9 protein-coding genes and 1 pseudogene are annotated in these 10,708 nt (G+C 62.3%); 6 read left to right on the forward strand and 4 right to left on the reverse strand.

The window, feature by feature from the left end; translation table 11 throughout:
• Together ABH924_RS18695 and metE are read left to right on the forward strand one after the other, a co-directional pair.
• Positions 1–969, forward strand: a complete 969-nt coding sequence (locus ABH924_RS18695) for a methylenetetrahydrofolate reductase (RefSeq protein ID WP_404501233.1) — start codon at positions 1–3, stop codon at positions 967–969.
• Positions 970–1,035: 66 nt separating this feature from the next.
• A complete protein-coding gene (metE, locus tag ABH924_RS18700; protein ID WP_404501235.1) occupies positions 1,036–3,384 on the forward strand; it encodes a 5-methyltetrahydropteroyltriglutamate--homocysteine S-methyltransferase in 2,349 nt (782 codons plus the stop codon).
• 97 nt (positions 3,385–3,481) lie between these two features.
• On the opposite strand, the gene ABH924_RS18705 is transcribed toward metE, so the two are convergent.
• Positions 3,482–3,988, reverse strand: coding sequence for a DUF2004 domain-containing protein (locus ABH924_RS18705; protein ID WP_234749721.1), 507 nt, complete (start codon positions 3,986–3,988; stop codon positions 3,482–3,484).
• Between the two features lie 51 nt (positions 3,989–4,039).
• The gene (locus ABH924_RS18710; protein WP_404501237.1) at positions 4,040–5,017 is read right to left on the reverse strand and encodes a LysR family transcriptional regulator; all 978 of its coding nucleotides are present in this window, start codon (positions 5,015–5,017) and stop codon (positions 4,040–4,042) included.
• 507 nt (positions 5,018–5,524) lie between these two features.
• Here ABH924_RS18710 and nrdH point away from each other — a divergent pair.
• From nrdH to nrdF, 4 genes are all read left to right on the forward strand, one after another.
• Complete coding sequence (gene nrdH / locus ABH924_RS18715; protein WP_028267421.1) at positions 5,525–5,767, forward strand: glutaredoxin-like protein NrdH; 243 nt, start codon at positions 5,525–5,527, stop codon at positions 5,765–5,767.
• Between the two features lie 71 nt (positions 5,768–5,838).
• Positions 5,839–6,309: a class Ib ribonucleoside-diphosphate reductase assembly flavoprotein NrdI gene (nrdI, locus tag ABH924_RS18720; protein ID WP_404501239.1), complete on the forward strand. Its 471-nt coding sequence runs from the start codon at positions 5,839–5,841 to the stop codon at positions 6,307–6,309.
• Between the two features lie 11 nt (positions 6,310–6,320).
• Entirely contained in the window at positions 6,321–8,468 is a 2,148-nt protein-coding gene (nrdE, locus tag ABH924_RS18725; RefSeq protein WP_234749988.1) for a class 1b ribonucleoside-diphosphate reductase subunit alpha, read from the forward strand.
• 118 nt (positions 8,469–8,586) lie between these two features.
• Complete coding sequence (gene nrdF / locus ABH924_RS18730; RefSeq protein WP_059389329.1) at positions 8,587–9,561, forward strand: class 1b ribonucleoside-diphosphate reductase subunit beta; 975 nt, start codon at positions 8,587–8,589, stop codon at positions 9,559–9,561.
• Between the two features lie 95 nt (positions 9,562–9,656).
• Here the strand turns inward: nrdF and ABH924_RS18735 are convergent, their stop codons facing one another.
• On the reverse strand, positions 9,657–10,304 hold the full coding sequence (locus ABH924_RS18735; RefSeq protein ID WP_404501246.1) for a DNA alkylation repair protein: 648 nt from the start codon (positions 10,302–10,304) through the stop codon (positions 9,657–9,659).
• A gap of 147 nt (positions 10,305–10,451) precedes the next feature.
• A pseudogene (locus ABH924_RS18740) lies at positions 10,452–10,708 on the reverse strand (hypothetical protein); the annotation flags it as partial.

Genomic DNA, 10,708 nt, shown 5'->3' on the forward strand with positions numbered 1-10,708 from the left:
ATGTCACCACCAAGCCTCATCGACACCCATCCGAACTTGACCGGCGCTGCCCCTGTTGCCCTGTCCTACGAACTTTTCCCGCCCCGCTCTCCGGCCGCTGCCGAGTCCCTCTGGACGACCATCGGCGAGCTTGAAGCCACGGACCCCGACTTCGTCTCCGTCACCTACGGCGCCAGCGGCTCCAACCGGGACACCGCCGTCGAGCTCATCAACCGGCTGCTGCTCGAAACGACCCTGCGGCCACTGGCCCACCTGACCTGCGTCGGAAACACCCCGCAGGAACTGGCCGAGATCATCGGCGAACTCCTGGACAACGGCGTGCGCGGCATCCTTGCGCTGCGCGGCGACCTCCCCAAGGACAGCGGCCAGCCGGTCAACGGTTCGCTGCGCTACGCCCAGGACCTGATCGAACTGATCCGCCGCGTGGAACAGCGACGTTCAGCTCTCCTGTGCGCGGGCAAGATCGCAGTTGGAGTGGCCGCCTATCCCACCCGCCACCCTGAGTCCCCGAGCGTGGAGCACGACGTCGAGGTGCTGCTCGCGAAGCAGCGCTCGGGCGCCGACTTCGCCATCACACAGGTCTTCTTCCATACTGAGCAATATGCGGACCTGATCTCCCGTGCCCGACGTGCGGGAGTCACGATCCCGATCATTCCGGGCGTCATGCCGTTGACCAGCCTTCGCCGGCTCAAGCGCCTCGGCGAGCTCACCGGCGTCGAGCCTGCACCGGAGCTGATCGAACGCCTTGCTGCTGCGGACAACGACGCCGAACGACGCAAGATCGGAGTCCGCGCCACTGTGGACCTGGCCAACGCCGCCCTCCAGGCCGGTGCTCCGGGCATCCACCTGTACACCTTCAACGAGCACGCCTGCGCCCTGGACGTGCTGGACAAGCTTGCCTTGCCCCGGCCGGCCCGGCCTGCCAGCAGGCTCAGCGCCATCGCCCGCCGCCAAGAACTCGTCAGCTGATCAGCCATCGCTGCTCCGCAAACCCCTAGACACATCGATTTGCACCTACTGCCCCAAGGAAATCCCATGACTGAACAGAACATCACTGAGAAGACCAACGCAGCGTTCCCCGCTGCATCCCTGCTCGGCTACCCGCGCATCGGCCGCCGTCGCGAACTCAAGAAGGCCGTCGAAGCCTACTGGGCAGGCAAGATCGACGCCGCCGCCCTTGACGCCGCCGCCAAGGCCATCCAGCTGACCACCGCGAAGCGGCTCCAGGAACTCGGCCTCAACGAAGCCGCCGCCGTTCCGGGCACCTTCTCCTTCTACGACCAGGTACTCGACGCCACCGCACACCTGGGCGCCGTCCCGGCCCGCTTCGGCCAGTTGCTCGACGCCGAAGGCCAGCTCGACATTGATGGCTACTTCACGCTGGCCCGCGGAAACAAGGAACAGCAGCCGCTGGAAATGACCAAGTGGTTCGACACCAACTACCACTACCTCGTTCCGGAAATCGGCCCGGAGACCGACTTCAAGCTCGCCTCCAACCGCATCGTCGAGGAATTCGAATTCGCCTTGGCGAATGGCATCGAGACCCGCCCGTACATCGTCGGCCCGGTCACCTACTTGCTGCTTTCCAAGGCTTCCGACGACGCTCCTGCGGGCTTCGCTCCGCTGTCCCGCCTCGAGGACATCCTCCCGGTCTATGTTGAACTTCTCGGCAAGCTTGCCGCTGCAGGCGCCAGCTGGATCCAGTTGGACGAGCCTGCCCTCGTTGTCGACCAGGACACCCCGGCCGCGGAAATCCAGGCTGCCACTGCCCGGGCATACGAGGTCCTTTCCGGTGCGGCAGCGCGCCCGCAGCTCTTCGTCTCCACCCCGTATGGTTCCCTCGACGGCCAGCTCGGCACCCTTGCCGCGACCAACATTGACGCCTTGCACATCGACGTCTTCAAGGGCGCGGTACCGTCCGCAGCAGCCCTGGCCGGCCTGGGCAACAAGACCCTCGTTGCCGGCGTCGTCGACGGCCACAACATCTGGCGCAACGACCTCGCCGTCTCGGCCGCCAAGCTGGACGAATTGAAGGCCGCAGCCGGCAAGCTTGCCGTCAGCACCTCCACCTCCACCCAGCACGTTCCGCACGACACTGCGGAGGAGACCCAGCTCTCGGAGCAGCTCCGCAGCTGGCTCGCATTCGCTGACCAGAAGGCCGTAGAGGTCAAGACCCTCGCGGATTACCTGGCCAACCCGGCTTCCGCGAAGGCCGCCATCGACGAAGCCTCCGCTGTGATCGCCTCCCGCGCCATCGCCGAAGGCGTCCAGCGCGCCGACGTCCGTGCCCGCACCGCTGCCCTCACCGAGGCCGACTTCAACCGCTCCGAGTACTCGGTCCGCGAAGCCGCCCAGGAAGCAGCGCTGCACTTGCCGCCGCTGCCCACCACCACCATCGGCTCCTTCCCCCAGACCTCGGAAATCCGCTCCGCCCGCGCCCGCAACAACAAGGGGGAGCTGAGCAACGAGCAGTACGAGCAGCTCATGAAGGACGAGATCAAGCGCGTCGTCGAGCTGCAGGAAGAGCTCGGCTACGATGTCCTGGTGCACGGCGAGCCCGAGCGCAACGACATGGTCCAGTACTTCGCCGAGAACCTCGAAGGGTTCGACGTGACGGTCCACGGCTGGGTCCAGTCCTACGGCTCCCGTTGCACCCGTCCTTCCATCCTCTGGGGCGATGTCACCCGCTCGGCTCCCATCACGGTTGCCTGGGCCGAATACGCGCAGTCCCTGACGAGCAAGCCGATGAAGGGCATGCTCACCGGTCCCGTCACCATCCTGGCCTGGTCCTTCGTCCGCGACGACCAGCCGCTGGGCGAGACCGCCAACCAGGTCGGCCTGGCGCTGCGTGACGAGATCGCCGATCTCGAAGCTGCAGGCATCAAGGTCATCCAGGTGGACGAGCCCGCACTGCGCGAACTCCTGCCGCTGCGCAAGGCTGACCACGCCGCTTACCTGAAGTGGTCGGTTGACTCCTTCCGCCTTGCCACTGCCGGTGCCGCCGACGCGACCCAGATCCACACCCACCTCTGCTACTCGGAGTTCGGTGTGATCATTGACGCGATTGACGGCCTCGACGCCGACGTCACGTCCATCGAAGCAGCACGTTCACGCATGGAGGTTGTCCACGACCTCGAGGCGCACCACTTCGGCCGTGGCGTTGGTCCGGGCGTCTACGACATCCACTCGCCGCGTGTTCCGGGCGAAGCCGAAGTCACCGAGCTGCTGTCCACCGCCGTCAAGCACGTTCCGTCCCGCCAGCTCTGGGTCAACCCGGACTGCGGCCTGAAGACCCGCGGCTACGCCGAGACCGAAGAGTCCCTGCGCAACCTGGTCAAGGCCACCAAGACGGTCCGCGCCGGACTGCTCGAAGCAGCCAAGTAAAACCCCGGTAGTACAAACAGCTGCGGCCGGTCACCTCGAAAGGTGACCGGCCGCGGGCGTTTTCTTTTAGTTTTGTTTCAGGACTTTTAGTCCCTTGTCAGGACTCCCAGAGGATCTCGTCGTCCACCACGCCGTCCTCGTCCGCCGCGACTACCAGGAGCTCGTCGGTGAAGTGCGAGCCCAAGGTGAAATCCAGGACGAAATAGCGCTCCGGCTGGCCGGGGTAGATCGCAACATGACCTAGTTTGAGGGCCTTGAGGAAAACGTCCTTGGTGAGCTGCGTCTTGTCACGGACGCCGAACACCGCCTCCAGTTGCTCTTCCTTGAGCTGGTTGGAGTGGAAGTGGAGGAATTGCTGGGAGTTGGTGCCGTCCTGGTCCAGCTCCTCGGCGATCATGTCCCGGACCTGATCCACCAACTCGGGGAGGTAGCCCAGGCGGTAGTCCACCTTGTGGAGTGCCTTCTCGTCGAAGTGGTCATGCGCCGTGACGTTCAGGTCCAGTTCGAGGGGATTTCCGGCGAGCTCGTGCGAAGCCACGTAACAGTGCTCCCGCCCGTGGTTGAGCTCGATCTCCCCAAAATGTTTGCTCGCTACCTTGCTCATGTCTTCAAGATAGTCCCAAACAAGCGGCGTGTTCCAGCATCCTGGAAGATTTCAGGTGCGCGGTTTGGGCGTTGACTTTTGAGTCGTTTTGGGCATCGTCGCGGCGCTGCCGGCCCGGACGGTTGCGGTGCTCCCGCGAAGCGTGTCGGCCAGCAATTCCGTGAAGAGCTGCACTTGCGCTGTGCGCTTCTCGTTGAGGAGCAGGGCGAACACGTTGCGCGCGAGCCGGATGTCCGGAACATCGAGAACCACGACGCCGGGCGGCCGGTGCCGCAGCGCCAGTTCCGGCACCAGGGCGGCGCCGAGCCCCGCTGCCGCCATCTCAAGGCTGGCGTGGAAGTCATCGCTGTAGGCCACGACGCGCGGGTGCAGATTGCAACTGGCAAACAGGCGTTCAATCACGACGGCGTCGCTGGTGCCCGGATGGTGCATGATCCAAGGCATATCCGAGAGTTGCGCGGCCTGCATTTCGGCGTCCTCCCGGATACCCCAGGACGCGGGGAGCACCACCCGGAAGTCGTCGTCGCCGATCCATTGCCGGTCCAGTGTGTGGGGCCACGCGAGCCCGGACTGGCCCACTTGGTACACCAGGGCGAGGTCCAGTTCGCCGCCGGTGCGCAGCCCCTGGATGGTCTGGGAGGGTTCGGCCACCCACACGCGCAGTTCTATGCTCAGCTTCTTCCAGCGCGGGTTCCGGAGGATGTCCGGGAGGATGTAGGTTGCCAGGCTTGGGAAGATGCCAAGCCGCAGCTCCTGGACGGGGGAGTCCGTGCTCCGCGAGGCGGCCGCCAGCAGGGTCTCGACGTCGGTGAGCACCTTGGAGGCATGGCGCACCATGGTGAGGGCGGCCTCGGTGGGAACCACGCTGCGTGCGGAACGCTGGAAGAGTTCGACGCCGGTGTCCCGTTCCAGCGCTGCCATCTGTTGGGATACGGCTGAGGCGGTGTAGCCGAGCCGCCCGGCGGCTGCCGCGAAGGAACCGAGCCGCGTGACTTCAAGCAGCGTCCGCAGGTGGAGAAGGTTGACCATCAGTGATCCTTAGGCTCGGTGCCGGCCGAAATCCGTGCCCAGCCAGCATAGCTGTGTGAATTCGGTCTCCGCTGTTGCTGTTGCTGGGTCCGGGCGGCGTCGGCCTGGTGCCGGGAAGTGTGGCGGGCGACTCACGAAACGGTGTTTGCAGGATGCCGCGACACGCCGGGATCCAAGCGACACGCTGACGATTAAATGTGGCTAAGTAGTCCACAGGGTGTGGATTACGTCTCCGGATTTGGCGGATTCCCGGACATTTTTACCCCCTCGGCCTGTGGACTACCGGTGCGTAAAATGACATACTTGTAATACATCATCTTGGGGTTCCGCCGAGGCGCTTGCACTACATGTAGTATCGATTTACGGATTGAGCGGGAAACCAGCACAAGACATGAATAGAGCGTTTGGCCGCCTAGGCGGTCAGCGGGCCAGCATCGGAGACGGAATCAGTTCCGGTCGGGGCCTGCCAAACGAAGAGCAAAGACTTCAACAAAGGGGACAGGGACCATGACTGTTACGGTTTACACGAAGCCGGCCTGTGTTCAGTGCAACGCAACCTACCGTGCACTCGACAAGAAGGGCATCGCCTACCAGAGCGTTGACATCTCACAGGATGCCGAGGCCCTTGAGCGCCTGAAGGCCCTTGGATACATGCAGGCCCCCGTCGTGGTGACCGAGCAGGACCACTGGTCAGGATTCCGTCCGGACAAGATCGAAGAACTGGCACTGGCTGCCGCTTCGGTGGCCTAGTCTTTCAGGGACCTGGCTCCTCAGGACTCCGCCACATCAAAAAGTATTTCAATGTAGTAGAGGTGACTCCCATGGCAGCGCTGGCAACAGCACCTGCTCAAGCAATGGCTGAAGCTATCAGCACGCGGAGTCACCTCATCTACTTTTCCTCCACATCTGAGAACACCAAGCGCTTCGTCCAGAAGCTCGGCGTCGACGCGGCACGCATCCCGCTCCATGCCAAGGACGCGCCGCTGCTCGCACTGGAACCCTTCGTCCTTGTGTTGCCCACGTATGGCGGCACGGATGGCGACGGATCGGTGCCCAAGCAAGTCATCAGGTTTCTGAACAACCCGCAGAACAGGGAACTGATCCGCGGCGTCATCGGAGCAGGAAACACCAACTTCGCGGAAAACTACTGCATGGCGGGAGACATCATCGCCACCAAATGCCGGGTTCCGCTTCTTTATCGATTCGAACTCATGGGGACTCCGGAAGATGTTGACCGGGTCAATCAAGGATTGGAAAAGTTTTGGACACGACTGTCGCAGATACAGAAGTAACCAAGGGCGCTATGGACACCGCCAAGGTCAAGAAGCCGTTGCCGGAGGCCTACAAGGGCCTTGGCTACCATGAGCTCAACGCCATGTTGAACCTCTATGGTCCGAACGGGGAAATCCAGTTCGACGCCGACCGCGAGGCCGCGCACCAGTACTTCCTGCAGCACGTGAACAACAACACTGTTTTCTTCCATGACCTGGAAGAGAAGCTGGACTACCTGGTCAAGAACCAGTACTACGAGCGCGAGACACTCGATCAGTACACGATGAACTTCATCCGTGACCTGTTCAACCGCGCCTACAAGAAGAAGTTCCGCTTCGAGACGTTCCTCGGCGCCTTCAAGTTCTACACCTCCTACACGCTCAAGACCTTCGACGGCAAGCGTTTCCTGGAGCGCTACGAAGACCGCGTCTGCATGGTTGCCTTGCACCTTGCCCGCGGCAACGAAGAACTGGCCAGCCGCCTCGTCGACGAAATCATCGACGGCCGCTTCCAGCCCGCCACGCCCACGTTCCTCAACGCCGGCAAGGCCCAGCGCGGTGAGTTGGTCTCCTGCTTCCTGTTGCGTATCGAAGACAACATGGAGTCGATCGCCCGCGGCATCAACTCCGCGCTGCAGTTGTCCAAGCGCGGCGGTGGCGTGGCCCTCTCGCTGACCAACATCCGCGAGCACGGCGCCCCGATCAAGCAGATCGAGAACCAGTCCTCCGGCGTCATCCCTGTTATGAAGCTCCTCGAAGACAGCTTCTCCTACGCCAACCAGCTCGGTGCCCGCCAGGGTGCGGGTGCCGTGTACCTGCACGCCCACCACCCGGACATCTACCGCTTCCTGGACACCAAGCGTGAAAACGCCGACGAGAAGATCCGCATCAAGACGCTGTCCCTCGGGGTCGTGGTTCCGGACATCACGTTCGAGCTGGCCAAGAAGAACGAGGACATGTACCTCTTCTCCCCGTACGACGTCGAACGCGTCTACGGCGTCCCGTTCTCCGACATCTCGGTCACCGAGAAGTACTACGAGATGGTGGACGACTCCCGGATCAAGAAGACCAAGATCAGCGCCCGCGAGTTCTTCCAGACCCTCGCGGAGATCCAGTTCGAGTCCGGCTACCCGTACATCATGTTCGAGGACACGGTGAACCGGGCCAACCCGATCGCGGGCAAGATAACGATGAGCAACTTGTGCTCGGAGATCCTGCAGGTTTCCACGCCGTCGATCTACGCTGAGGACCTCAGCTACGAGACGGTCGGCAAGGACATCTCCTGCAACCTTGGTTCGATGAACATCGCCAAGACCATGGATTCCCCGGACTTCGGCCTGTCGATCGAGACGTCCATCCGTGCCCTCAGCGCGGTGTCGGACATGTCCTACATCAACTCGGTGCCGTCCATCGCACAGGGCAACGCCCAGAGCCACGCGATCGGCCTCGGCCAGATGAACCTGCACGGCTACCTTGCCCGTGAGCACGTCCACTACGGTTCCGAAGAGGGCCTGGACTTCACCAACATCTACTTCTACACGGTGCTGTTCCACGCTCTCCGTGCCTCGAACAAGCTGGCCATCGAGACCGGCCAGCCCTTCGCCGGCTTCGAGAACTCCACCTACGCAAGCGGCGAGTTCTTCAACAAGTACACCGAGCAGGAATGGACCCCGGAAACCGAGCGCGTTAGCGAGCTCTTCGCCGGCATCCACATTCCGACGCAGGATGACTGGCGCGAGTTGAAGGCTTCCGTCATGGAGCACGGCATCTACAACCAGAACCTGCAGGCCGTACCGCCCACAGGTTCCATCAGCTACATCAACAACTCGACGTCGTCGATCCACCCGGTAGCCGCCAAGATCGAAATCCGCAAGGAAGGCAAGATCGGCCGCGTCTACTACCCGGCTCCCTACCTCGACAACGACAACCTGGAGTACTACCAGGACGCGTACGAGATCGGCTACGAAAAGATCATCGACACCTACGCCGCTGCCACACAGCACGTGGACCAGGGCCTGTCCCTGACGCTGTTCTTCAAGGACACCGCCACCACGCGTGACATCAACAAGGCGCAGATCTACGCATGGCGCAAGGGCATCAAGACCCTCTACTACATCCGCCTCCGCCAGCTTGCGCTGGAAGGGACCGAAGTAGAAGGCTGCGTTTCCTGCATGCTGTAACCGATAACGGTTGTTTATTTGCGGCAGCCGCCGCGCCTCAAAACTGAAGAGCACGACGCCGGGTGAGCGCCCGGCGTCGTACGCTTACCTTAAAGAACACATACGTTAAGGGGACGAAATGACCGAGAAGGTCAAGCTGCTTAGCCACGTCGAAGCGATCAACTGGAACCGCATCCAGGATGACAAGGACGTGGAGGTCTGGAACCGCCTGGTCAACAACTTCTGGCTGCCGGAAAAGGTGCCGCTGTCCAACGACGTCCAGTCCTGGCACACCCTGACGCCGGACGAGCAGCAGCTCACCATGCGCGTATTCACGGGCCTGACCCTGCTGGACACCATCCAGGGCACGGTGGGTGCCGTTTCGTTGATTCCGGATGCCATCACCCCGCACGAAGAGGCTGTATACACCAACATCGCCTTCATGGAGTCGGTGCACGCGAAGTCGTATTCGTCGATTTTCTCGACCCTGTGCTCCACCAAGGAGATCGACGACGCCTTCCGCTGGTCCCTCGAGAACGAGAACCTGCAGAAGAAGGCGCAGATCGTCATGGACTACTACCAGGGCGACGATCCCCTGAAGCGCAAGGTTGCTTCCACGCTGCTGGAATCGTTCCTGTTCTACTCAGGGTTCTACCTTCCGATGTACTGGTCCTCCCGTGCCAAGCTCACGAACACGGCAGACCTCATCCGCTTGATCATCCGCGACGAAGCCGTGCACGGCTACTACATCGGCTACAAGTTCCAGAAGGGCCTCGAAAAGGTCTCCGAGGAAAAGCGCCAGGAAATCAAGGACTACACCTTCGAGCTGCTCTTCGAGCTCTACGAAAACGAAGTCCAGTACACGCACGACCTCTACGATGGCGTCGGCCTCGCCGAGGACGTCAAGAAGTTCCTGCACTACAACGCCAACAAAGCCCTCATGAACCTCGGCTACGAGGCCATGTTCCCGGCTTCCGTCACCGACGTGAACCCGGCCATCCTGTCGGCCCTGTCCCCCAATGCTGACGAGAACCACGACTTCTTCTCGGGGTCTGGGTCGAGCTATGTGATTGGCAAGGCTGTTAATACTGAGGATGAGGACTGGGAGTTCTAGTTCTTCTTCTTCGTCGGTCGACTTAACAATCAACGAAGCTGCCCCTGCACGGTACGTCGTGCGGGGGCAGCTTTGTTGTTTTCCAGCCCCAATTCCTACTTATCGTTCTGTCGGTGCACCATTTCAGTGATCCAGATGGGCGCGAATGGAGAGGTGCAGTTCGGGGGAGTCGGGTAATCCTTGAGCACCCCTAGGCGCTCACCGATGTCGATGGCGCGGGCGCGGTGCTCGGTGTGTTCGATCCCGATCTGGGCCAGGCAGTGGTTCATGGCCCATTGAAGACGGTCCAGGGCGTCTTTCATCTCCGCCTCGATGACGTCGAGCAGTCCTGCGAGGTCCAGGCCCTCGGGATTTTTGGCCGCGCGTTCAGTGGTCAGCGCCCAGCCGGCACTCGCGACCACTGGATCCGGATCGGCGAACCAGGCAAGGCGCAGCTCCTCGCAGTGCGGGTTCTTCTTCACCACATAGTTCACGAGCCAGTCGTGAACCTTCGGCGTGCGCGCCTGGCGCAACATGACATCCAGCTCATCGCGCTCGAATTTCTTCGGGCGGCAGATCAGGATCGCGAGCAGTCTCGCGGCCGTGTCATCTGTCGCCCAGAGCTGGCGTGCGAGTTCCTGCTGCGTCTTCAACCGCTTCGCGAGCGCGCGCAGTTTGCCGAGGTTCACACCGTGATCGTCACCGTGTTTTTCATTCACCTCGCGGGCTCTCGGGTCCTCGAGCGCGGCCAGCTCGGCAACCATTTCGTTCACTGTCGTCTCGGTCACCGCAGCAGCCTGTTGATCACTTGTGGGGTAGAGCCTACTAGTAGGCGCGCGCCTGTGCTGCGCCGTTTACGAGGGCGTCCAGGGGCGGCAGGACTGTGTCCTCTGGTTGAAGGCTTTGGTCGATCAGGTGCCGTGGAACGCGGCGCATTCCGGGAAGGGGTCGTTCAGGGGCGCTGGCCAGCCTGGATCGTCGGTGTCGTCCATGTCGTCGTCGGGCCATGGGTGTGCGGCGGTGAAGGAGTACCAGTCCGGGAAAGGATCCGGGGGCAGTTCCGGTTCGGGAAGTGCGGGCAGGTCTTGGCCCGGGTATGTGTCCGTCTCCGTGTCCGTGTCGGTGATGGGGGTGTGGTGTGGCCAGCGGGGTGGTTCCCAGTCCTGGT

The organism is Arthrobacter sp. GAS37 (assembly GCF_044908325.1).
Lineage (GTDB): Bacteria > Actinomycetota > Actinomycetes > Actinomycetales > Micrococcaceae > Arthrobacter > Arthrobacter ramosus.